Annotated in this window: 27 protein-coding genes; 5 read left to right on the top strand and 22 right to left on the bottom strand. The window is 71.4% G+C overall.

The genetic code is table 11. The features are described from left to right. Positions 1–59 precede the first annotated feature (59 nt). From lgt to hisI, 11 genes are all read right to left on the bottom strand, one after another. Positions 60–1,034, bottom strand: a complete 975-nt coding sequence (lgt, locus tag OHA88_RS32975) for a prolipoprotein diacylglyceryl transferase (RefSeq protein WP_328628173.1) — start codon at positions 1,032–1,034, stop codon at positions 60–62. 108 nt (positions 1,035–1,142) lie between these two features. Further along, positions 1,143–1,970, bottom strand: coding sequence for a DsbA family protein (locus tag OHA88_RS32970; RefSeq protein ID WP_328628172.1), 828 nt, complete (start codon positions 1,968–1,970; stop codon positions 1,143–1,145). Positions 1,971–2,046: 76 nt separating this feature from the next. Next, the gene (gene trpA, locus OHA88_RS32965; protein WP_328628171.1) at positions 2,047–2,859 is read right to left on the bottom strand and encodes a tryptophan synthase subunit alpha; all 813 of its coding nucleotides are present in this window, start codon (positions 2,857–2,859) and stop codon (positions 2,047–2,049) included. Next, complete coding sequence (trpB, locus tag OHA88_RS32960; RefSeq protein ID WP_267005660.1) at positions 2,856–4,142, bottom strand: tryptophan synthase subunit beta; 1,287 nt, start codon at positions 4,140–4,142, stop codon at positions 2,856–2,858. The genes trpA and trpB overlap by 4 nt, the downstream gene beginning before the upstream one ends. 135 nt (positions 4,143–4,277) lie before the next feature. Continuing rightward, positions 4,278–4,478, bottom strand: a complete 201-nt coding sequence (trpM, locus tag OHA88_RS32955) for a tryptophan biosynthesis modulator TrpM (protein WP_267008130.1) — start codon at positions 4,476–4,478, stop codon at positions 4,278–4,280. Between the two features lie 26 nt (positions 4,479–4,504). Beyond that, on the bottom strand, positions 4,505–5,314 hold the full coding sequence (trpC, locus tag OHA88_RS32950) for an indole-3-glycerol phosphate synthase TrpC (RefSeq protein WP_030972813.1): 810 nt from the start codon (positions 5,312–5,314) through the stop codon (positions 4,505–4,507). Positions 5,315–5,429: 115 nt separating this feature from the next. Next, positions 5,430–5,912, bottom strand: coding sequence for a DUF2752 domain-containing protein (locus OHA88_RS32945; RefSeq protein WP_389730448.1), 483 nt, complete (start codon positions 5,910–5,912; stop codon positions 5,430–5,432). Positions 5,913–5,988: 76 nt separating this feature from the next. Then, positions 5,989–6,240: an HGxxPAAW family protein gene (locus OHA88_RS32940; RefSeq protein ID WP_328628170.1), complete on the bottom strand. Its 252-nt coding sequence runs from the start codon at positions 6,238–6,240 to the stop codon at positions 5,989–5,991. A 137-nt stretch (positions 6,241–6,377) separates the two neighbouring features. After that, entirely contained in the window at positions 6,378–7,037 is a 660-nt protein-coding gene (locus OHA88_RS32935) for a TIGR02234 family membrane protein (protein WP_328628169.1), read from the bottom strand. Positions 7,038–7,051: 14 nt separating this feature from the next. Beyond that, positions 7,052–8,539 (bottom strand): anthranilate synthase component I, encoded by a 1,488-nt coding sequence (locus OHA88_RS32930; RefSeq protein WP_328628168.1) that lies wholly within the window; start codon positions 8,537–8,539, stop codon positions 7,052–7,054. A gap of 11 nt (positions 8,540–8,550) precedes the next feature. Next, entirely contained in the window at positions 8,551–8,931 is a 381-nt protein-coding gene (gene hisI, locus OHA88_RS32925; RefSeq protein WP_267005657.1) for a phosphoribosyl-AMP cyclohydrolase, read from the bottom strand. Positions 8,932–9,016: 85 nt separating this feature from the next. Between hisI and OHA88_RS32920 the strand changes: the two genes are divergently transcribed. Next, positions 9,017–9,649 (top strand): TIGR03085 family metal-binding protein, encoded by a 633-nt coding sequence (locus OHA88_RS32920; protein WP_326603143.1) that lies wholly within the window; start codon positions 9,017–9,019, stop codon positions 9,647–9,649. A gap of 17 nt (positions 9,650–9,666) precedes the next feature. Here OHA88_RS32920 and OHA88_RS32915 read toward each other — a convergent pair whose 3' ends face one another. The 10 genes from OHA88_RS32915 to hisD all read right to left on the bottom strand — a co-directional run bounded on the left by OHA88_RS32915 (position 9,667) and on the right by hisD (position 17,441). After that, positions 9,667–10,911 (bottom strand): MFS transporter, encoded by a 1,245-nt coding sequence (locus OHA88_RS32915; protein WP_328628167.1) that lies wholly within the window; start codon positions 10,909–10,911, stop codon positions 9,667–9,669. Positions 10,912–10,937: 26 nt separating this feature from the next. Then, positions 10,938–11,525: an ArsR/SmtB family transcription factor gene (locus OHA88_RS32910; RefSeq protein WP_267005655.1), complete on the bottom strand. Its 588-nt coding sequence runs from the start codon at positions 11,523–11,525 to the stop codon at positions 10,938–10,940. 166 nt (positions 11,526–11,691) lie between these two features. After that, positions 11,692–12,447 (bottom strand): imidazole glycerol phosphate synthase subunit HisF, encoded by a 756-nt coding sequence (gene hisF / locus OHA88_RS32905; protein WP_267005654.1) that lies wholly within the window; start codon positions 12,445–12,447, stop codon positions 11,692–11,694. Continuing rightward, a complete protein-coding gene (locus tag OHA88_RS32900) occupies positions 12,444–12,842 on the bottom strand; it encodes a RidA family protein (protein ID WP_030919442.1) in 399 nt (132 codons plus the stop codon). Before OHA88_RS32900 ends, hisF begins: the two co-directional genes overlap by 4 nt. Beyond that, entirely contained in the window at positions 12,839–13,567 is a 729-nt protein-coding gene (priA, locus tag OHA88_RS32895; RefSeq protein WP_326631047.1) for a bifunctional 1-(5-phosphoribosyl)-5-((5-phosphoribosylamino)methylideneamino)imidazole-4-carboxamide isomerase/phosphoribosylanthranilate isomerase PriA, read from the bottom strand. Before priA ends, OHA88_RS32900 begins: the two co-directional genes overlap by 4 nt. After that, a complete protein-coding gene (gene hisH, locus OHA88_RS32890; protein WP_326603148.1) occupies positions 13,567–14,208 on the bottom strand; it encodes an imidazole glycerol phosphate synthase subunit HisH in 642 nt (213 codons plus the stop codon). Before hisH ends, priA begins: the two co-directional genes overlap by 1 nt. 11 nt (positions 14,209–14,219) lie before the next feature. Further along, positions 14,220–14,387, bottom strand: coding sequence for a hypothetical protein (locus OHA88_RS32885; protein ID WP_267005650.1), 168 nt, complete (start codon positions 14,385–14,387; stop codon positions 14,220–14,222). After that, entirely contained in the window at positions 14,384–14,980 is a 597-nt protein-coding gene (hisB, locus tag OHA88_RS32880) for an imidazoleglycerol-phosphate dehydratase HisB (protein ID WP_030919430.1), read from the bottom strand. The genes OHA88_RS32885 and hisB overlap by 4 nt, the downstream gene beginning before the upstream one ends. Next, positions 14,977–16,098: a histidinol-phosphate transaminase gene (locus OHA88_RS32875; RefSeq protein ID WP_328628166.1), complete on the bottom strand. Its 1,122-nt coding sequence runs from the start codon at positions 16,096–16,098 to the stop codon at positions 14,977–14,979. The genes hisB and OHA88_RS32875 overlap by 4 nt, the downstream gene beginning before the upstream one ends. Continuing rightward, positions 16,095–17,441 (bottom strand): histidinol dehydrogenase, encoded by a 1,347-nt coding sequence (hisD, locus tag OHA88_RS32870; protein ID WP_328628165.1) that lies wholly within the window; start codon positions 17,439–17,441, stop codon positions 16,095–16,097. Before hisD ends, OHA88_RS32875 begins: the two co-directional genes overlap by 4 nt. Positions 17,442–17,610: 169 nt before the next feature. Here hisD and OHA88_RS32865 point away from each other — a divergent pair, with 169 nt between their 5' ends. The 4 genes from OHA88_RS32865 to ybaK all read left to right on the top strand — a co-directional run bounded on the left by OHA88_RS32865 (position 17,611) and on the right by ybaK (position 21,815). Continuing rightward, complete coding sequence (locus OHA88_RS32865; RefSeq protein WP_328628164.1) at positions 17,611–19,212, top strand: oxidoreductase; 1,602 nt, start codon at positions 17,611–17,613, stop codon at positions 19,210–19,212. A gap of 277 nt (positions 19,213–19,489) precedes the next feature. After that, on the top strand, positions 19,490–20,527 hold the full coding sequence (locus OHA88_RS32860) for a hypothetical protein (RefSeq protein ID WP_328628163.1): 1,038 nt from the start codon (positions 19,490–19,492) through the stop codon (positions 20,525–20,527). 5 nt (positions 20,528–20,532) lie between these two features. Continuing rightward, the gene (locus OHA88_RS32855) at positions 20,533–21,282 is read left to right on the top strand and encodes an LON peptidase substrate-binding domain-containing protein (protein WP_267005645.1); all 750 of its coding nucleotides are present in this window, start codon (positions 20,533–20,535) and stop codon (positions 21,280–21,282) included. 26 nt (positions 21,283–21,308) lie between these two features. Continuing rightward, the gene (ybaK, locus tag OHA88_RS32850) at positions 21,309–21,815 is read left to right on the top strand and encodes a Cys-tRNA(Pro) deacylase (RefSeq protein ID WP_328628162.1); all 507 of its coding nucleotides are present in this window, start codon (positions 21,309–21,311) and stop codon (positions 21,813–21,815) included. Positions 21,816–21,943: 128 nt separating this feature from the next. Here ybaK and OHA88_RS32845 read toward each other — a convergent pair whose 3' ends face one another. After that, the gene (locus tag OHA88_RS32845; RefSeq protein ID WP_328628161.1) at positions 21,944–22,612 is read right to left on the bottom strand and encodes an ABC transporter permease; all 669 of its coding nucleotides are present in this window, start codon (positions 22,610–22,612) and stop codon (positions 21,944–21,946) included. Between the last annotated feature and the right edge of the window lie 4 nt (positions 22,613–22,616).

Raw genomic sequence — 22,616 nt, 5'->3', positions numbered from 1 at the left:
GGGGGAACGGCGAGGGGCCCGAACCGTCCGGTTCGGGCCCCTCGTACAAATGGGTGGCGTCAGCCGTTCTTCGCTGCCTCTGCGGTGCCGTTCTTCCCCGGCGCCCGACCCTCGTCGTCACGCTCGGCGTCACCATCGGCGTCCGAGGCGGAGCCCGAGTCCGCGTCCTTCGCGCCCTCGTCCGCATCCTCCACGCCCTCGGCCGCCTCGGCGGTCTCCGCGGCCCCCGGCTCGACGACCTCCTCGCGCCCCGGCCGCACCTTCGCCGAGATCACGATGTACGTCACCGCCAGGACGAAGACGATCACCGCGGTCCACACATTCAGGCGCAGGCCCAGAATGTGGTGGGCCTCGTCGACCCGCATGTACTCGATCCACGCCCGTCCCGTGCAGTACGCCGCGACGTACAGCGCGAACGCCCGCCCGTGTCCGAGCTTGAAGCGGCGGTCCGCCCAGATCACCAGCAGCGCGACGCCCACACACCACAGCGACTCGTACAGGAACGTGGGGTGGTACGTACCGGCGACCCGGTTGGGGCCTTCGCTGATCTTCAGGGCCCATGGCAGATCCGTCGGCTTGCCGTACAGCTCCTGGTTGAACCAGTTGCCCCAGCGGCCGATCGCCTGGGCGAAGGCGATGCCGGGGGCGAGCGCGTCGGCCCAGGCAGGCAGCGGGATCCCGCGGCGGCGGCAGCCGATCCAGGCACCGACCGCGCCGAGCGCGATCGCACCCCAGATGCCGAGGCCGCCCTGCCAGATCTTGAAGGCGTCGACCCAGTTCTCGCCGTCGCTGAAGTACAGCTGGTAGTCGGTGATGACGTGGTAGAGCCGGCCTCCGACAAGACCGAAGGGCACGGCCCAGACGGCGATGTCGGCCACCGTGCCGGCTCTGCCGCCCCGGGCGATCCAGCGCTTGTTGCCGAACCAGACGGCGACAAACACACCGATGATGATGCAGAACGCGTAGCCGCGGAGCGGGATCGGTCCGAGATCGATCACGCCGGTCGACGGGCTGGGAATGTAGGCAAGGTCCATGGCAAGGTCGACGCTACCCTGCCGGGCGGGACGTACGGCAACCCGCCCGACAACGTATGGGTAACGAGCCGATCATCGAATCGCCGCCCCGGCGGGCCCCGGTCCGGGTCAGGAACCGGTCGGCGTCGGGGTGACCTTCGCCGGCTGCTTCCCCTTGTTCGCCTCGGCGACCCACTTCTTCAGGTTTGCCACGGTGATCGGTTCGCTCCCCTTCTTCGGGAAGATCGATTCGCCGTTGAGCATCGCGGTCGGCGTGCCCTGGAAGCCGCCGTTCTGGAACGCGGTGTTGGACTTCTGGACCCAGGTGTTGTGCGTGCCGTCCTCCACGCAGCTACGGAAGGCGGGGGTGTCGAGGCCTTCGACCTTGCCCGCCAGCCCGATCAGCTTGCTGCTCTTGCCGAAGGCGTCGTCGGTCTCGGACGGCTGGTTGCGGTAGAGGACGTCGTGGTACGCGGAGAACTTGCCGACGTTCTGCGCGCAGGCCGCCGCATTGGCCGCGTCCAGCGAGCCGCTGCCGCCGAGATTGCCGTCGATGATCGTGGCCAGGTGGTACTCGACCTTCAGCTGTCCGCTGCTCTCCAGCTGGTGGATCGTGTCCCGGAACGCGTTCTCGAACTGCGCGCAGACCGGGCAGCGGAAGTCCTCCCAGATCGTGAGCGTGGACGGGGCATTGTCCGCACCCACCGGGATGGCCAGGTTGTCCTTGCCGGTCGCACCGGACGGCGCGACGACGGGCCCCGCCCCGGTCGCCTTCTCGCCCTTGCCGCCCGAATTCGCGGCGATGATGCCGATGACGGCGGCCAGCGCCAGCACACCCACCACGCCGGTGGTGACGATCAGCGTGCGCCGGCGGCGCTCGCGCGCCTTCTCCCGCTCACGCTGCTGTACGAGCCGGTCGCGCGCGGTCCTTTTTCCTTCTTCGTTCTTCTCGCTCACACCCGCAGCAACGAACCGGGGAGGCACGTACGTGCCTCCCCGGTCCCAGGTCCACCCGTTCGGGCGATGCCCGGTGTCAGCGCTTTCGAACGCCTTCGGCCAGTTCGCCCGCAAGTGAGCGGACTGCGGCCAGTCCGGACTCCTCGTCGGGGGCGTCCAGCATCCGCTTGACGAAGGCGGAGCCGACGATCACTCCGTCGGCGAAGGCGGCGACCTCGGCGGCCTGCTGGGCGTTGGAGACGCCGAGACCGACACAGACCGGGAGCCCGGTGGTGGCACGGGTGCGCCGCACCAGGTCCTGGGCCTGCTCGCCGACCGATTCACGGGTGCCGGTCACGCCCATCAGCGAGGCCGCGTAGACGAAGCCGGAGCCGGCCGCGGTGATGGTGGCGAGGCGCTCGTCCTTGCTGCTCGGCGCGACGACGAAGACGGTCGCGAGACCGTGCTTGTCGGCGTGCTCGCGCCACACGGAGGACTCCTGGACCGGCAGGTCGGGCAGGATGCACCCGGCGCCGCCCGCCTCGGCGAGCTCGGCGGTGAAGCGCTCGATGCCGTACCGGTCGATGGGGTTCCAGTACGTCATGACGAGGATCGGGACGCCGGTCGCCTCGTAGGCCTCGCGGACCGTACGCATCACGTCGGCGATCTTCACGCCGCCGCGCAGGGCGATGTCGTCGGCCGTCTGGATGACCGGTCCGTCGAGCACCGGGTCACTGTGCGGCAGGCCCACCTCGACGACGTCGGCGCCACCGGCGACGACGGCCTTGACGGCTTCGATACCGCCGTCGACCGACGGGAACCCGGCGGGCAGGTAGGCGATCAGTGCGGCCCGGTCCTCGGCCCTGGCCGCGGCGAGGGTGGCGCTCAACAGCTCGATGTTGCCGCTCACTTGACGTCCCCCTCGATCTCGGCGCCGTTGTTGTCCGCGTCCGCCTCGACGGTCGCGTCCGTGTCGTACAGCCCGAAGTATCGGGCCGCCGTGTCCATGTCCTTGTCGCCGCGACCGGACAGGTTGACCAGGAGCAGCGCGTCCTTGCCGAGCTCCTTGCCGACCTCCAGGGCACCGGCCAGCGCATGGGCGCTCTCGATGGCCGGGATGATCCCCTCGGTACGGGAGAGCAGGCGCAGCGCCTGCATGGCGGCGGCGTCGGTGACCGCGCGGTACTCGCCGCGGCCGATGTCCTTGAGGTACGCGTGCTCCGGGCCGATGCCCGGGTAGTCGAGACCGGCCGAGATCGAGTACGGCTCGGTGATCTGGCCCTCGTCGTCCTGGAGGACGTAACTGCGCGAGCCGTGCAGGATGCCGGGCTCGCCGGCGGTCAGGGTCGCCGCGTGCTCGCCGGTCTCCACACCGTGTCCGGCGGGTTCGCAGCCGATCAGCCGGACGCGCGCGTCCGGGATGAACGCGTGGAACAGCCCGATGGCGTTGGAGCCGCCGCCGACACAGGCGATCGCGGCATCCGGCAGCCGGCCGGTCCGCTCCAGGATCTGCCGGCGGGCCTCGACGCCGATGACACGGTGGAAGTCACGGACCATCGCCGGGAAGGGGTGCGGGCCCGCGACCGTACCGAAGAGGTAGTGCGTGCGGTCGACGTTGGCGACCCAGTCGCGGAACGCCTCGTTGATGGCGTCCTTGAGTGTGCGGGAGCCGGACTTCACGGCAATGACCTCGGCGCCGAGCATCCGCATCCGCGCCACGTTCAGCGCCTGCCGCTCGGTGTCGATCTCGCCCATGTAGATGGTGCATTCGAGACCGAAGAGGGCGCAGGCCGTCGCGGTGGCCACACCGTGCTGGCCGGCACCGGTTTCGGCGATGACCCGGGTCTTGCCCATGCGCTTGGTGAGCAGCGCCTGGCCCAGCACGTTGTTGATCTTGTGCGAGCCGGTGTGGTTGAGGTCCTCGCGCTTGAGGAAGATCCGGGCACCGCCCGCGTGCTCGGCGAAGCGCGGCACCTCGGTCAGCGCGCTGGGCCGGCCGGTGTAGTTGACCATGAGCTCATTGAGCTCGGCGGCGAAGGCCGGGTCGGCCTTCGCCTTGTCGTACTCGACGGCGACCTCGTCCACGGCGGCGACGAGCGCCTCCGGGATGAACTTGCCGCCGAACGCGCCGAAGTAGCCCTCGGCGCTGGGGATCAGACCCTCGGGGTCCGGAATGAAGAAGTCAGATGACATCCGACGTGCTCCTCGTCATGGCAACGGGTGGGTTCACCGTATGCGTCGTGAGCGAGACGCCGCCGCGACCGAGGGCGGTCGGGCGGTGCGGTCGTACGTACGAGAGGTGTGGTGCGGGTACGTGGCCGGGGCTCGCTACAGCGCGGTCCCCGGGCGCCATCGCATGCCGTTGACCTGGCCGGGCTCGTCTCCGATCACGTACCGCACACGCCGGCCGTGCACCCGGCGCGCGGGGGCGCGGCAGCCGCGGGGGCGGCAGCCGCGCGCCAGCGGCGCGTGCGGGTCCCGGGCAGCCGTCACACCGGCGAGGCGCAGGCCCGGCCGGGTGCGGAACACGGGACGGTCGGCGGACACGGTGCGGGTCAGCTCCGTCCGTGCCGCAGGGCCGGGTGGGCGCCCGCGGCGACCAGGTCGGCGACGGCGGCCCGCGGGTCGCGGCCGGTGACCAGGGACTCACCGACGAGCACGGCGTCGGCGCCGGCGTTGGCGTAGGCGATGAGGTCGTGCGGGCCTCGGACGCCGGACTCGGCGACCTTCACGATGCCCGCCGGGATCTCCGGGGCGACGCGCTCGAACGTCGAGCGGTCGACCTTGAGGTCCTTCAGATTACGCGCGTTGACACCGATGATCTTCGCTCCGGCGGCCACGGCACGCTCCGCCTCCTCCTCGTCGTGCGCCTCGACCAGCGGCGTCAGACCGATGGACTCGGCGCGCTCGATCAGCGAGACGAGTGCCTCCTGGTCGAGAGCGGCGACGATCAGCAGCGCGAGGTCGGCGCCGTAGGCGCGGGCCTCCCAGAGCTGGTAGGAGGTGACGATGAAGTCCTTGCGCAGGATCGGGATGTCGACCTTGGCGCGAACGGCTTCCAGGTCGGCGAGCGAACCGCCGAAGCGGCGCTCCTCGGTGAGGACGGAGATGACGGACGCGCCACCGGCCTCGTAGTCCGCGGCGAGCGCGGCGGGGTCGGCGATCGCGGCCAGGGCCCCCTTGGAGGGGCTGGAGCGCTTGACCTCGCAGATGACGGTCACGCCCTCGCCGCGCAGGGCGGCGACTCCGTCCTTGGCAGCAGGAGCGCGCGCCGCGCGCTCCTTGAGCTCGTCGAGGCTGACGCGCGCCTGCCGCTCTGCGAGGTCGGCGCGAACGCCGTCGATGATCTCGTCGAGCACACTCACGCGAGCGGCCCCCTTCCGGGACGGTGATGAGGGAACAGGATCAGCCATCTCGATGGTATCCGCAGGAGGGCCCCCGACTCACATCCGGCCGACGGATGTCCCACTACCTGGGCATTCACGGCGCCAACATCGATCCGAACGGCAGATTCCGGACCACGGCGAAGATCAGGAGCACGGCACCGATCCCCCACCAGTAGACCGGTGGCAGATTGATCCGTAGCGGCCGTCCCCTGCTCGCGCGGACCATCCAGACCACCCACACGACGGCGAAGATCGCGTAGCCGACGACCGCGAGGGCGTTGGAGCCCAAGGCCGCGGCGATGTCCCCGTGGGCGACGGCGTGGGCGCTGCGCAGCCCGCCGCAGCCCGGGCAGTACAGGCCGGTGAACCGGAGCAACGGGCAGACCGGGTAGTGGCCCGGCTGGTTGGGGTCGACGGCGCCGACATAACCGAAGGCCGCGACGACGGCGGCCATCACCCCGAGGGGGGTGGCGAGCCGGCGGACGGCCGACCGCGGCACGGGCGCGGGCGGAAAGACCGGCACGGGCGGGTGACCGTGCGGGCCCGGTGCGGCTGCGGGAGAAGGGGAGGCGTCCACCCGGTGATTGTCCCCGGTCACGCGGAAAGGCGCAGCCCGGTCCGGGCTGCGCCTCGCACAATGGGTCCGACCGGGGTCAGGAGGAGACCTGGGCCTGTCCGGCCCGCGCCCTGGCTGCGGCCATCTCGGCCGACTCCTTCGGCATGCCGAGGCCGGCGGCCTTCATCGCGAGACCGACGAGCCCACCGATGAAGATGACCGCGATACCGGCCCAGAAGCCGAGCGGATTGGCCGCGACCATGAAGACGCCTGCGATGCAGAAGCCGATGAAGGCGATGATGACACCGGTCCAGGCGGCCGGGGTGTGTCCGTGGCTGCTGCCCGCCATGAGTTGCTCCTCGTTGGTGTTGCGCTGTTGGTATCGCTGTACGCAAAGCTGGTGCCGCGGTGGTGCGCTGCGCTGCCGCTGTGCAGAAAGCTCACCATCATTGTCCCGTACGTGCGGGTACGACGTGAGCTGGGGGGTCATACCTCGCGCGTCGGGTCCTCACCACGGTCAAGGGCCTTCCACAGGTCCTCGGGCCGGTCCGGGTCCGGGGCGGTGCGGGGGGCCTTGCGGGGCCGCGGGGTGCCGTCGCGTTCGTACCGTCCCGACATGGTGGGCCACAGCTTCCCGTACCGCAGGGCGAGCAGCCCGGCGAGGAGGATCAGCAGGCCGCCGGCGGCGGTGACGTACGGCCACGCGGTGTGGCTGAGGGCGTCGATGGTGGCGGAGGCGTCGCCGGTGGTCTGCGCCGCCTTCTCGTCGAGGGCCGCGCTGTCGGAGGCGCCGAGGTAGGCGCTGGCACCGGCCCCGAGGCCGCTGAGGGCGAGCAGCCCGGCGACGAGCAGCCGGCCGGCGCTGCGGACGGCGAAGACGGCGACGAGGGCGGCCAGGCCGACGATGGCGAGGGCCGCCGGGAGACCGGTGACGTCCTGGCCGTCGGCGGTCAGTGGCAGGGAGCCGCCGCCGACCGCGGCTTTGCCCTCCGCCCAGGTCTGGCCGGAGGCGAGGAGGACGACGGTGGCGCCGACCGCCCCGAGAAGCAGGCCGGCGGCCAGGCTGCGGCGGCTTCCCGTGGCGTCGGGCGCGGTGGCGGCTTGGGCACGGGGCTGGGGTACGGGGACAGCACTCACGTACCCCACTATCCCTTACCTCGTCAGCGTTCGTGGAGGCGGTTGGCAGTATGGACGGCGCGCAGGACCGCGGCGGCCTTGTTACGGCACTCGGTGTCCTCGGCGACCGGGTCGGAGTCGGCGACGATTCCCGCCCCGGCCTGGACGTATGCCGTGCCGTCCCGCAGCAGCGCCGTACGGATGGCGATGGCGGTGTCGGAGTCCCCGGCGAAGTCCAGATAGCCGACGCAGCCGCCGTACAGTCCGCGGCGGGTGGGTTCGAGCTCCTCGATGATCTGCATGGCGCGCGGCTTGGGGGCGCCGGAGAGGGTACCGGCCGGGAAGCAGGCGGTGAGGACGTCGAAGGCGGTACGGCCTTCGGCGACGCGGCCGGTGACGGTGGAGACGATGTGCATGACGTGCGAGTACCGCTCGATCGACATGAAGTCGACGACCTCGACGCTGCCGGGCACACAGACCCGGCCCAGGTCGTTGCGGCCGAGGTCGACGAGCATCAGGTGCTCGGCGCGTTCCTTCGGGTCGGCGAGGAGCTCGTCGGCGAGGGCCTGGTCCTCCTGCGGGGTGATGCCACGGGGCCGGGTCCCGGCGATCGGGTGGACCATGGCGCGCCCGTCCTCGACCTTGACGAGGGCTTCCGGGCTGGAGCCCACGACGTCGAAGCCGTCGAGCCGGAAGAGGTACATGTACGGCGACGGGTTGGTGGCGCGCAGCACCCGGTAGACGTCCAGGGCGGCGGCCGTGCACGGGGTCTCGAAGCGCTGGGAGGGGACGACCTGGAACGCTTCGCCGGCCCTGATCCGCTCCTTCACGTCCTCGACGGCGTCCTGGAAGGCCTGGCCGCCCCAGAGTGCGGTGTACGGCGGGAGTTCGGACGGCGGGAGCGCGACGGGGGCGCTCTCGACCGGACGGGAGAGATCGGCCTCCATGGCGTCGAGGCGGGCGACGGCGTCGGCGTACGCCTCGTCGACGCCGGTCTCCAGATCGTTGTGGTTGATCGCGTTGGCGATCAGCAGGACGCTGCCGTCCCAGTGGTCGAGGACGGCGAGGTCCGAGGTGAGCAGCATGGTCAGCTCGGGGAGCTTCAGATCGTCGCCACCGTGCTCGCCGATCCTCTCCAGCCTGCGCACGACGTCGTAACCCAGATAGCCGACCATGCCGCCGGTGAAGGGCGGCATGCCGGAGTGCAGGTCGCGCGGGGTGTGCAGGGCGTCGATGGTGGCGCGCAGGGCCACCAGCGGGTCGCCGTCGACGGGGACGCCGACGGGCGGGGTGCCGAGCCAGTGGGCCCGGCCGTCGCGGGTGGTGAGGGTGGCGGCGCTGCGTACCCCGATGAAGGAGTAGCGGGACCAGGTGCGGCCGTTCTCCGCGGATTCGAGGAGGAACGTGCCGGTGCGCTCGCCCGCGAGCTTGCGGTAGAGCGCGACCGGGGTGTCGCCGTCCGCGAGAAGCCGGCGGCTGACGGGGATGACACGCCGGTCGGCGGCCAGCTTGCGGAAGGTCTCGAGATCCATGGCGGCTGACCCTACTGCCCGAGCGGGAGGACGTCGGCGTCGAAGCAGGTGCGGTCGCCGGTGTGACAGGCGGCGCCCGTCTGGTCGACCTTGACGAGGACGGTGTCCGCGTCGCAGTCGAGGGCGACGGACTTGACCAGCTGGATGTGACCGGAGGTGTCGCCCTTGACCCAGTACTCCTGACGGCTGCGGGACCAGTAGGTGCAGCGGCCGGTCGTCAGGGTGCGATGCAGCGCCTCGTCGTCCATCCAGCCGAGCATCAGCACCTCACCGGTGTCGTACTGCTGGGCGATGGCCGGAACCAGACCGTCGGCGTCGCGCTTGAGGCGGGCGGCGACAGCGGGGTCCAGGCTGCTGGCGGGCGGGGTGCTGGGGGCGGGCGTGCTGGTCATGTGCCCCATTGTGCCGTGGCCGCGGAGGCCGTCCGGCGAGGCGTCCACTGGGCGGACTGCGGACGCCGGTCGTACGCTGGCGGGCATGTCGACCCATGCAAAGCGTGAACGACTTCTGCTCGCCGACCTGTTGGAGGCGGCGGGCCCCGAAGCCCCGACCCTGTGCCACGGCTGGACGACCCGCGACCTCGCCGCCCATGTGGTGGTACGCGAGCGCAGGCCGGACGCGGCGGCCGGGGTGCTGCTGAGCCCGCTGAAGAGCCGGCTCGACCGGGTCCAGTCCGAATTCGCCGAGAAGCCGTACGAGGAACTGATCCAGCTCATCCGTACGGGGCCGCCCCGGATGTCGCCGTTCGGGCTGAAGCAGCTGGACGAGGCGGCCAACACGGTGGAGTTCTACATCCATGCGGAGGACGTGCGCCGGGCCCAGCCCGACTGGTCGCAGCGGGATCTGGACCCGGTCTTCGCCGACGCCCTGTGGTCGCGCATGGAGAAGGCGGCGCGGCTGATGGGGCGCAAGGCCCCGGTGGGGCTGGTGCTGCGCCGTCCGGACGGACAGACGGCCGTGGCGCACAAGGGCACTCCGGTGGTGACGGTGACCGGGGAGCCGGGCGAGCTGCTGCTCTTCGCGTCGGGGCGGCAGGATGCGGCGCGGGTGGAGCTGGAGGGCGACAAGGAGGCGGTGGCCCGGGTGAGCACGGCCGAGCTGGGCATGTAGGGCGTACGGGGCCGGGGTCAGCGCGGGAGTTCCGCGCGGCGCAGCCGGGTGACGACCAGACCGGTTACGGCCCCCGCCCCGCCCAGCGCCGCGCCGGCGACGAAGACCGGCGCGGTCCCCCAGGCGGCGACGGCCGCGCCGGTCACCGGGTAGCTGAGCGGTGCGACCGCATGGGTGAAGAGCGTGGAGACCGAGGTGACCCGCCCCAGATAGGCGGGATCGGTGGCGGACTGCATCAGCGCCCCGCACAGCGCCCCGCCCAGTCCGGCGAAGAGCCCGACCGCGGCGCCGACGGCGGCGGCGAGCGGCACCGACGGGACGTACGCGAGGGCCCCGGCGGCGACCGCGCCGACGAGCACGGTCAGGCACATGATCAGCCCTGCCCGGGGCAGCCGCCCGCGGACCGCGAGCAGCAGGCCCGCGGCACCGGCGCCGATGCCGAAGGCGGCGACGATCCAGCCCATCCCGGAGGCCCCCCAGCCGCGCTCCTTCGCAAGCAGGATCAGCCCGAGGTTGAGCGGGCCCGCGAAACCCAGCTCGCTGACGGCGAGGACGAGTACGAGCGGCCCGAGCAGTGGATGGCGCCGGATGTGGCGCACCCCGTCGGCCAGTTCGCGCCATGCGGTGCCGGGAGGTTCGGCACCGGCCTGCTCGGTCAGGGGTGCGATCCGTACGACGACGAGCAGGGGCAGTGAGACGGCAAAGAGCACCCCGGCCGCGGCGAAGGCGAGCACGGGTCCGCCGACGGCCACCGCGACCCCGCCCAGCGGTGCGCCGACCACATTGGCGGTCCGGGTGGCGAGTCCGCGCAGCCCCTGGATCCGGGCCAGCTGTCCGGCGGTGGTGATCCTGGGCGGCAGAGCTCCCACGGCGGGCAGGAAGAGCGCGTCGACCGCGCCGAAGACGAGCGCGACGGCGATCAGCATCCACAGGGCGGGCGAGGTGAACATCAGGGCGCCGGCCAGGCCCAGGACGACCAGGCAGCGCGCGGCGTCGCTGCCGATGACGAGACGCCGGGGCCCGAACCGGTCGGCGAGGACTCCCCCGCCGAGCATCAGCACGGCGCGGGGTACGGATCCGGCGGCGAGGACGAAGCCGGCCTGCGAGGCGGTGCCGGTGCGGGTGGCCGCCCAGGCCAGCGCCATGTAGTAGACGCTGTCGCCGACCATCGACGCGGTGTACGCGCCGAGCCAGCGCAGGACGTTGCCGTCGCGGTGGGCGGGGCGTTCGGGAGCTCTCGTGGCCGTGACGGTGACAGTCATGAGGGTCGTCCTCTCGGGTGGCCGGCTCAGATGCGGAACGGGAATGCGTACAGGTGCATGGCGACGTTCTCGCGCCCTTCCGTGTCCCCCGCCTCGTCGCGGGCCCGGCCGGCCGCCTCGTACCGGTCGATCACCTCGTGCACTTCGCGGTTGAGCGCGGCCAGTTCGTCGGCGGTGAGCCGGGCCAGGTACTCGGAGCTGGAGGCGGCGCTGCGCCACTTCATCGACCAGCTCTGGGCCGAGTCGAGGTAACGGCGGTACAGCTCGATGTGCTGGTCGAAGGAGAGCCTGCCGACGGCGGCATGCGTGGCGACCTTCTCGGGCGCGTCGCTGAAGTCTTCGTCGTGGACGTTCAGCCCCTTCGACGCGGGCTGCCACCAGCGCTCGCGGCCGTCCTTGCCCTGCTGCTCGGCCTCCTCGATCAGGCCGTGGTCGGCGAGCTTGCGCAGGTGGTAGCTGACCAGCGAGACCGCCTCGTCGACCAGCTCGGCGAGCTGGGAGGCGGTGGCCTTCCGGGAGATGTAGAGCGCTCGGTACAGCTTCATCCGCAGGGGGTGCCCGAACGCCTTCAAGGTCTCCAGATCCGAGACCCGGCGCGGTTCGTTGCTTGCCATGCCCCTCACCGTAGACAGGAAAGAAAACTTGCACAATCTTTATTGCGCAATAAAAGTTGCGGGGTTTCGTGCATGACTGCCGCGATCGGGCAGGGACTGACCGCAGAACGCCGATCGCCGGACGGAACCGCATATCGGCTCCGTCCGGCGATCGATGACTCCGCGGTCAGCGGACCGGGTGCCCGGCCTCCCGCAGTGCGCCCTTGACCTCGGAGATCCTCAGATCACCGAAGTGGAAGACGGACGCGGCCAGCACCGCGTCGGCGCCCGCCGCGATGGCCGGCGCGAAGTCCGCGAGCCGGCCCGCGCCACCGGAGGCGATGACCGGGACGGTCACATGCCCCCGGACCGCCGCGATCATCTCGGTGTCGTAGCCGTCCTTCGTGCCGTCCGCATCCATCGAGTTGAGCAGGATCTCGCCCGCACCCAGCTCGGCGGCCCGGTGCGCCCACTCGACGGCGTCGATGCCGGTGCCCCTGCGGCCGCCGTGCGTGGTGACCTCGAAGGTGCCTTCAGGGGTACGGCGGGCGTCCACGGAGAGCACGAGGACCTGTCGGCCGAACCGCTCGGCGATCTCCCGGATGAGGTCCGGGCGGGCGATGGCCGCGGTGTTGACGCCGACCTTGTCGGCGCCGGCCCGCAGCAACTTGTCGACATCGTCGGCGGTGCGGACGCCGCCGCCGACGGTGAGCGGGATGAAGACCTGCTCGGCGGTGCGGCGCACCACGTCGTAGGTCGTCTCCCGGTCACCGCTGGACGCGGTGATGTCGAGGAAGGTCAGCTCGTCGGCACCCTCGGCGTCGTACAGCTTCGCCATCTCGACGGGGTCACCCGCGTCGCGCAGGTTCTGGAAGTTGACGCCCTTGACGACCCGGCCGTTGTCGACGTCCAGGCACGGGATGACTCGTACCGCGAGACTCATTGCGCACCTGCCCGGTAGGCCTCGATCTCGACCTCGACGACCAGGCTGGGGTCGACGAAGCCGGACACGATGATCATGGAAGCGGCGGGGCGGACGTCGTCGAACAGCTCCTTGTGGGCGCGGCCGACCTCGTCCACGTCCCGGGCGTGCGTGATGTACATCCGGGTACGGACGACGTCCTCACGGCCGAGTCCCACCTGCTTCAGCGCGTCGAAGGCGACGTTGAAGGAGGCGACGGCCTGCTCGTACGGGCCGCCCGCGGAGATCTGCCCCTTGACCACCGATGTGCAGCCGGCCACCAGGACGAGCCCGTTGGACAGCTCCACCGCTCGGGAGTAGCCGAACTTCTCCTCCCAGGGGGCCCCGGAGGAGACACGGCGGACGGAGTCGGTCATGCGGAGACCACCTGCAGCGCCTCTTCCAGGGTGAACGCCTTCGCGTACAGCGCCTTGCCGACGATCGCGCCCTCGACCCCGTCGGGCACGAGCGAGGCGATCGCCCGCAGGTCGTCCAGCGAGGAGACACCGCCGGAGGCGACGACGGGCTTGTCGGTGGCGGCGCAGACGTTCTTCAGGAGCTCCAGGTTGGGGCCCTGGAGCGTGCCGTCCTTGGCGATGTCGGTGACGACGTAGCGGGCGCAGCCCTCGGAGTCGAGGCGGGCGAGCGTCTCGTAGAGGTCGCCGCCGTCACGGGTCCAGCCGCGGCCGCGGAGCGTCGTGCCCCGGACGTCGAGGCCGACGGCGATCTTGTCGCCGTACTCGGCAATGACCTTCGCGACCCACTCGGGGGTCTCCAGGGCGGCGGTGCCGAGGTTGACCCGGGTGCAGCCGGTGGCGAGGGCCGCGGCGAGCGAGGCGTCGTCGCGGATGCCACCGGACAGCTCGACCTTGATGTCCATGGAGCGGGCGACCTCGGCGATCTGCGCCCGGTTGTCACCGGTGCCGAACGCGGCGTCCAGGTCGACCAGATGCAGCCACTCGGCGCCCGCCTGCTGCCAGGCGAGGGCGGCCTGCAGGGGGTCGCCGTACGAGGTCTCGGAGCCGGACTCGCCGTGCACGAGGCGGACGGCCTGGCCGTCGCGGACGTCGACGGCGGGGAGGAGCTCAAGCTTGGTGGACATCAGAGTGTTCCGATCCAGTTGGTCAGCAGCTGGGCGCCGGCATCGCCGGACTTCTCGGGGTGGAACTGGGTGGCCCACAGGGCGCCGTTCTCCACTGCGGCGACGAACGGCTCGCCGTGGGTGGCCCAGGTGACCCGGGGGGCACGGATCCTGGCGTTGGTGACTTCGAGGCTCCAGTCGTGCACGGCGTAGGAGTGCACGAAGTAGAACCGGGCCTCGGGGTCGAGACCGGCGAAGAGATCGGAGTCCTCCGGGGCCTGCACGGTGTTCCAGCCCATGTGCGGGACGATCGGCGCCTTCAGCGGGGCGACGGTACCGGGCCACTCGTCGAGGCCCTCCGTCTCCACGCCGTGCTCGATGCCGCGTTCGAAGAGGATCTGCATGCCGACGCAGATGCCCATCACGGGCCGGCCGCCGGAGAGCCTGCGGTCGATGATCCATTCGCCGCGGGCCTTCTTCAGCCCCTCCATGCAGGCGGAGAACGCACCGACGCCGGGCACCAGCAGCCCGTCGGCGTTCATCGCCTTCTCGTAGTCGCGGGTGATCTCGACGTCCGCGCCGACGTGGGCGAGGGCGCGCTCGGCGGAACGGACGTTGCCGAAGCCGTAGTCGAAGACGACGACCTTCTTCTGGTCACTCACAGGTCGCTCCCTCAGTCCCAGAGTCCCTGGATCCGCATGACGCCTGCGACCAGGCACATCACGGAGGCGATCCCGAGCAGCACGATGAGGCCCTTGGGCATCTTCTGCTTCGAGAAGGAGTAGACGCCGCCGGCCAGGAAGAGGCCGACGACGATCAGCACGGTGTTGAGGCCGGTCACAGTGCGCCCTTCGTGGAGGGGAGGATTCCGGCAGCGCGCGGGTCGTGCTCACAGGCGTACCGCAGGGCGCGGGCGAGCGCCTTGAACTGGCACTCCACGATGTGATGGGCGTTGCGGCCGTACGGGACGTGGACGTGCAGGGCGATCTGCGCCTGGGCGACGAACGACTCCAGGATGTGCCGGGTCATCGTCGTGTCGTAGGAGCCGATCATCGGCGCGATGTTCTCCGGCTCGGTGTGCACCAGGTAGGGGCGGCCGGAGAGGTCGACGGTGACCTGGGCGAGCGACTCGTCGAGCGGGACGGTGCAGTTGCCGAAGCGGTAGATGCCGACCTTGTCGCCGAGAGCCTGCTTGAAGGCGGCGCCGAGGGCGAGGGCGGTGTCCTCGATGGTGTGGTGCGTGTCGATGTGCAGGTCGCCCTCGGTCTTCACCGTGAGGTCGAAGAGGCCGTGGCGGCCGAGCTGGTCGAGCATGTGGTCGTAGAAGCCGACGCCGGTCGACACGTCGACCTTGCCGGTGCCGTCGAGGTTGACCTCGACGAGTACGGACGTCTCCTTGGTGGTGCGTTCCACGCGGCCTACGCGGGGGCTCATGCGTCGTGCTCCTTCTTGAGTTCGCGTACCGCATCGAGGAACGCGTCGTTCTCTTCCGGGGTTCCTGCGGAGACCCGCAGCCATCCCGGTACGCCGTTGTCCCGGACCAGGACGCCCCGGTCGAGGATCTGCTGCCAGGCGGTGTGGCTGTCGGCGAAGCGGCCGAACTGGACGAAGTTGGCGTCCGAGTCCGTCACGTCGAAGCCGAGGGCGCGCAGTTCGGTGACGATCCGGTCGCGCTCGCTCTTCAGCTGGGCGACGTACCCGAGGAGCGTATCGGTGTGCTCCAGGGCGGCGAGCGCGGTGGCCTGGGTTACGGAGGACAGGTGGTACGGCAGCCGCACCAGCTGCACGGCGTCCACGACGGCCGGGTCGGCGGCGAGATATCCGAGCCGCAGTCCGGCGGCGCCGAACGCCTTCGACATGGTGCGCGAGAGCACCATGTTCGGCCGGCCCTCGATCAGCGGGAGCAGCGAGGGGTGGTGGCTGAATTCTCCGTACGCCTCGTCGACCACGACCATCGACGGCCTGGCTGCCTGGGCGGCGTCGTACAGCGTGCGCACGGTCTCGGCGTCGACCGCGGTACCGGTGGGGTTGTTGGGCGAGGTGATGAAGACGATGTCCGGGCGTCGCTCGGCGATGGCCTCGCAGGCCGCCGCGACATCGATGGTGAAGTCGTCCTTGCGCGGTCCGGAGATCCACCCGGTGCCGGTCCCCCGGGCGATGAGGGCGTGCATCGAGTACGAGGGCTCGAAGCCGATCGCGGTGCGTCCGGGGCCGCCGAAGGTCTGCAACAGCTGCTGCAGCACCTCGTTGGAGCCGTTGGCCGCCCAGACGTTGGCGAGAGCCACCTCGTACCCGGCGGTGCGGGTGAGGTACCGGGCCAGCTCGGTACGGAGCTCGACGGCGTCCCGGTCGGGGTAGCGGTTGAGGTCGCGGGCGGCCTCGCGGACCCGCTCGGCGATGCGGTCGACGAGCGCCTCGGGAAGCGGGTACGGGTTCTCGTTGGTGTTCAGCCGTACCGCAACGTCGAGCTGCGGGGCGCCGTACGGGGACTGGCCGCGGAGCTCGTCCCGGATCGGAAGATCGTCGATCCGGATCGACTTGCTGTTCGTCACTGCTGCGGAACCTTCCAGCCACTGCGCTCGAACTCGCCGCCGGCGAAACGGGCCTTGATTGCGGCGCCGTGGGCGGGGAGGTCCTCCGCCTCGGCGAGGGTCACGACATGGTGGGCGACCTCGGCGAGCGCGTCGCGCGTGTAGTCGACGATGTGGATGCCGCGCAGGAAGGACTGCACGGACAGGCCCGAGGAGTGGCAGGCGCAGCCACCGGTCGGCAGGACGTGGTTGGAGCCCGCGCAGTAGTCGCCGAGCGAGACCGGGGCCCACGGGCCGACGAAGATCGCTCCGGCGTTGCGGACGCGGTCGGCGACGGCGGCGGCGTCGGCGGTCTGGATCTCCAGGTGCTCCGCGGCGTACGCGTCGACGACCTTGAGCCCGTCCTCGAGATCGTTGACCAGGACGATCGCGGACTGGCGGCCGGCCAGTGCGGGCTCGATCCGGTCGGAGACGTGCTTGGTCGCGGCGACCTGCGGCTTCAGCTCGGCCTCGGTGGCGGCGGCCAGCTCCTCGGAGTCGGTGACGAGGACCGCGGCGGCCATCGGGTCGTGCTCGGCCTGGCTGATCAGGTCGGCGGCGACGTGCACCGGGTCGGCGGTGGAGTCGGCGAGGATCGCGATCTCGGTGGGCCCTGCCTCGGCGTCGATGCCGATGCGGCCCTTGAGGAGGCGTTTGGCGGCGGCGACATAGATGTTGCCGGGGCCGGTGACGAGGTTCACCGGAAGACATTCGGCCGTTCCGTACGCAAACATCGCGATGGCCTGGGCGCCACCGGCCGCGTACACCTCGTCGACGCCGAGCAGGGCGCAGGCCGCGAGGATGGTGGGGTGCGGCAGGCCGCCGAACTCCTTCTGCGGCGGAGAGGCGACGGCGATGCCCTCGACACCCGCCTCCTGGGCCGGTACGACGTTCATGACCACGGACGACGGATAGACGGAGCGCCCGCCCGGCACGTACAGACCTACGCGCTCGACGGGCACCCACTTCTCGGTGACCGTGCCGCCGGGGACGACCTGGGTGGTGTGCGTGGTGCGGCGCTGCTCGTGGTGGACGAGGCGGGCGCGGCGGATCGACTCCTCGAGGGCGGCCCGTACGGCGGGATCCAGCCGCTCCAGTGCCTCGGCGATCGCCGAGGCCGGGACCCGGATCGAGTCGATCCGTACGCCGTCGAACTTCTCCCCCCACTCGATCACTGCCGCTGAGCCACGATGGCGTACGTCCTCGCAGATGGGGCGCACCGTCTCCAGTGCGGCCTCCACGTCGAACTCGGCCCGGGGCAGCAGGTCGCGCAGGTCGCCGCCCTCGGGGAGGGCACCGCCGCGCAGATCGATTCGAGAGATCACACCGCAATTCTCTCAGACCGCCATCGGCGACAGTTCGCCCGTATCACTGACTGATACATGCCCCGGCGGTCACAGCCGACTACTCCCGGCCACTGCTGACCACCGGCGTTCACGGCGTCACACAGAGGGAACAGAGAGGGAATAACAACTGCAAGCGGAGGGGGCCACGGTGGCCGAACCGCAGAACGGCGACATTCCGGACACTCTCAGCGCGGCCGAGCTGGGCATGTGGCAGGCCTTCCGAAGCGGCAGCACATACGATCTGCGCGCCCGCGATCCGCTCCGGGACGATCCGTTCGCGCCGACGGTCTGGGGCGCGGAGCGCAGTGTGGACGCGCGGGTCGTCGCCCGGCTGCTGCTGAGCGGTCCGCGGGCCCGGCCCGGGCGTGTCGCCGCGCTGAAGCTCCGGGGCGTACGGATCACCGGCACGCTGGATCTCGCGGGCGGGCGCGTCGCGCCGTACGTGGAGCTGACGGGCTGCCGTCTGGAGAACGAGATGGTGCTGCCCGAGTGCCATTTCACGACGTTACGGATGGTCGGCTGCGCGGTGCCCCGGCTGGATGCGGCCCGGCTGCGCACCGAGGGCGATCTGCATCTGCCGCGCTGCCGGATCGAGCGGGGGATCCGGCTCACCGACGCCCACATAGGCACGGATCTGCTGCTCAATCAGATCGAGCTGGGGGCCGACCGGCAGGGCCGCGCCCTGGCCGGGGACGGGCTCACGGTCGCGCAGGACCTGCAGGTCGAGATGGTGGAGGCACGCGGTGAGCTGAGTCTGCGCGGGGCGAAGGTCGGCGGCTCGATGAGCCTGCGCGGCAGCCGGCTGCGGGCCGGGCCGGGGCGGCGGGCGCTGAACGCCCCGCAGCTGACCGTGGAGCGCACGTTGTACATGACCGAGGCCTGGGTGAGCGTCGACACGGGGAACCAGGGCACCACTCCCCCGTACGGCATCGTCATGGCCCCGACCCCGGCGCACGGCACCCGTTCGCAGATCTTCGAGTGCCGCGGCGGGGTGCGGCTGGACGACGGGCGGTTCGGCGACGCGGTCGATCTGCACAAGGCGCGGTTCGTGCTGGCGCCCCACGAGGAGCTGTCGCTGCGCCGGATCGTCGCCCCGGAGCTGCGGTTCAACGCGGAGCGGCCGGAGGAGGGCCGGGTCGTGCTGAACGGCGCGAAGGTCGTCACACTGATCGACGTGTCGACCAGCTGGCCGGGGCCCGGCGGGCTCGCGATGGGCGGCTTCGTGTACGAGAACCTCGTCCCGTACGGGCACTTCCCGCTCTCCCGGCGCCTGGAGTGGGTGGCGGCGGCGACCCCCGAGTACGTGCCGGAGCCGTACGAGCGGCTGGCCGCCGTGCTCCGCAACTGCGGCGAGGATGCGGACGCCCGTGAGGTTCTGCTCGCCAAGCAGCGGCGGCGGCGCGAGACGCTGCCGCCCGCCGCGAAGCTGTGGGGGATCCTGCAGGACTGGACGGTGGCGTACGGCTACCGGCCGGGACGGGCGGCGGTGTGGATGGCGGTGCTCTGGGCGGCGGGGGCGGTGGCCTTCTCGCAGTACGACCCGGCGCCGATCAAGCGGGACGAGCACCCGGAGTGGAACGCTGCGCTCTACGCACTCGATCTGCTGGTGCCCGTGATCAACCTCGGACAGGACGGGTACTGGCGGATGGAGGACGGCTGGCAGTGGGCGTCGGCCGCGCTGGTGCTGCTCGGTTGGATACTGGCCACCACCGTGGCGGCGGGCGCGTCCCGGCTGCTGCGCCGGGGCTGACCGGCCCCGCCGGGTCCGGGCGGCACATCCGCTCCGCCCCACCGCCCAGGCCTCTTCCGCCGCCCGGCCGGCACACGTCCCGGCACCCTTCGCCGGGACGCTCGAACGACCGGCCGACCGACGGCCGAAGAGACGGACGGCCACCGCCGGAACAACAGGATCAGGCCAGATTCCATGCATTCCTTTACTTTTTCTTGACCGCCTTCGGGGCAACCCATGTACTCGGCACCAAAGCTTCACAGTGCCCCTCTGGCGCTGCCCCGACCAGCGCTTTTCAATGGTCTGCACCATGTCATTCCTTCGCGCTCTGCTCCGTACCGCGCGCATGATCCGGCACTCGCCGCGGCTGTCCACGGGACTGCCCGCGGACGACGCGGTGCTGCTCGACGCCCCGGACGAACGGCTCTCCCCGGCCCTCGTGGCCGCCGCCCTGGGCGAGTACGAGCCGGCTGCCAAGCTCCTCGCCGGCACCCGGGACGCGGCCGAGTGGGAGAACCGGGACCGCTACCTCAGCCGGCTCGCCACCTTCGCCCGCAACCGCGACGGCTGGCTGAACGACTGGCTCGCCACCGCCCCGGACGACCCGGACGCGCTGCTCGTCAAGGCCGAGCTGGCGGTCCGCCGGGCCTGGGAGTCGCCCGCCCGCGCGGAGCGGCTGCGCGACGTGGGTCCGCTGATCACCGCGGCGGCCGAGAGCGATCCGCGCGACCCGGTGCCCTGGCGGCTCGCCCTGGACCACGCGCGCGGCACGCATGCCTCGCACACCACCTTCGAGGCGCTGTGGGAGCAGGCGATCCGGCGCTCGTCGCACCACTACGGCTGCCATGTCGCGGCGCTGCAGTACCTCTCCGCCGCCTGGTACGGCTCGCACCGCGAGTGCTTCGACTTCGCCGAACGGGCCGCCGAGGACTCGCTGCCCAGCTCGCTGGTACAGGCGCTGCCGGTGCGGGCCGCGTTCGCGCTGCTGATCGCCGGTCCGGACGTGAAGACGACATCGGTGCTTGAGGAGCGGATCGACACGGCGGCGGATCTGGCGATCACGCTCTCCGCCGCGTTCGAGCCGGGCGATCCCTGGCCGGCCGAGGTCCGCAATCTGCTGGCGTACGTACTGGTCGTGCGAGGCCGGTGGGACGAGGCACTGGAGCAGTTCCGGCTGATCGGACCCCATGCGGCGTCGTTCCCGTGGTCGTTGGTGTCCGACGATCCGCTGGGCCAGTTCCTGGATGCGCGGGACGGGGCGCGGCTCCAGGTGGCCTCCGCGACGCCCTTGTGGAACCGGGCCGACCACGGCCGGTCGCACGGCCATTACGCTTGACCGTTGTGACCACCGCTCGTCTGCCCCTCTTCCCGCTGAACGCGGTGCTGTTCCCCGGCCTTGTGCTGCCGCTCAACGTCTTCGAGGAGCGCTATCGCGCCATGATGCGTGAGCTGCTCAAGACCGATGAGGACGAACCGCGCCGCTTCGCCGTGGTCGCCATCCGCGACGGCCGCGAGACCGCCCCGACGGCCGTCGGCATGCCGGACACCGCCATGGCGCCCGCCGCCACCGAGCGCGGCCCCTCGGACGGCTTCGGCCCCGACCCGGTACAGACCTTCCACCGGGTCGGCTGTATCGCCGACGCGGCGAAGATCCGGGAGCGGGCGGACGGCAGCTTCGAGGTCCTGGCCACCGGCACGACCCGGGTCAAGCTGCTCTCGGTCGACGCGAGCGGCCCGTATCTGACGGCCGAACTCGAAGAGCTCGACGAGGACTCCGGCGAGGAGGCCGGTGCGCTCGCCGAGGGCGTGCTGCGGGCGTTCCGCAGTTACCAGAAGCGGCTGGCCGGAGCGAGCGAACGCTCGCTGACAACGGGCGCGGAACTGCCGGACGACCCGTCGGTCGTCTCCTATCTGGTGGCCGCCGCGGCCGTCCTGGACATCCCCACCAAGCAGCGGCTGCTGCAGGCACCGGACACGGCGACGCGGCTGCGCGAGGAGCTGACGCTGCTGCGGTCCGAGACGGCGGTCATCCGCCATCTGCCGTCGCTGCCCGCGGTGGACCTGACCAGGGCCCCCACCCACCCCAACTGACCTCCACCACCCGAGGACCCTGCCCCGTGGCGAAGAAGTCGAAGAAGCAGCAGTCCGGCTCCGGCGGTACCCCGGCGACGGTCGCCCTGACCGCGGCGGGCACGCCGTTCACCACCCATGCGTACGAGCACGACCCGGCCTCCCCTTCCTACGGCGAGGAGGCCGCCGAGGCGCTCGGTGTCTCCCCGGACCGCGTCTTCAAGACGCTGGTGGCCGACGTGGACGGCAACCTGACCGTGGCGGTCGTCCCCGTGGCCGGCTCCCTGGACCTGAAGGCCCTGGCCTCGGCGGTCGGCGGCAAGCGGGCAGCGATGGCGGACCCGGCGGCGGCGGAACGTACGACGGGCTATGTACGGGGCGGCATCTCACCCCTGGGACAGCGCAAGCAGCTGCCGACGGTGCTGGACGCGTCGGCACAGACCCACGAGACGATCTGCGTATCGGCCGGCCGCCGCGGTCTGGAGGTCGAACTCTCCCCGGCGGATCTGGCGTCGCTGACGGGGGCGCTGTTCGCGCCGATCGGCCGGTCGTAAGCGCCCTTCCGAGCCCACCCGGAGCAATCGAACCCGTCGCGTCGGTCGAGGACCGGAGTCCGGGGCGGAGCCCCGGTTTCGGGAACGGGCGGGGCGGGGCGAAGGGCCCGCGCAGCGGCCCCGGCCCCCTACGGCTTCGTGGGAGGCCCCGGCGCCGCACCAGGCGCCTGCGCGCCCCAGCTCCCCCACTCAGGCTCCGGATCCCGCGGCCCGAACATCGCCGTCAGCGCCAGGTGTACGACCATCGCCGCCAGCGCCCACACCAGCAACGCCCCCTTCGCATGCAGCTCGAGCGGCGCATCGAACACCACGCCCTTGCCGACCTCACGTGCGTGGGCGACCACATCCCGCTCCGGCCCGAACCAGACGCCGATCCCCCAGGCGACCAGCGACCCGAGCAGCCCGCCCAGGGCGAGGCCGACCACGGGCGCGATCCCGCCCCGCCGGAAGAACCAGAAGACGAGCGCCGCAGCCACTGCTCCGAATGCGAGCGCAAGCAGCACGAACGTGCCGTCGGAGCCGATCGCCTGCTCACCCTCGCTGTCGCTGAGGAAGACCGCCCGGTTGTCGGAGACCAGCGGGACGCGCGGCGCCAGCCACAGCCACAGCAGTCCGAGCGCGACGCCGGCCACCGTCAACAGGACGGTGATCAGGGCTGCCCGCCGCAGGTCCGCCCGAAGGTCATGGTCCTCCTGCGACTCCAGGAGCATCCCGGAGTGGGAGCCATCGCCCTTCGGCGGGATGTGCCAGGGATCGTTGGGCGAGGGCCGGTGGGGCGGCGTCAGAGGTGCGGTCACACTG

Source organism: Streptomyces sp. NBC_00353 (assembly GCF_036108815.1).
Classification (GTDB): domain Bacteria; phylum Actinomycetota; class Actinomycetes; order Streptomycetales; family Streptomycetaceae; genus Streptomyces.
This window is presented reverse-complemented; position numbering and strand designations above follow the sequence as displayed.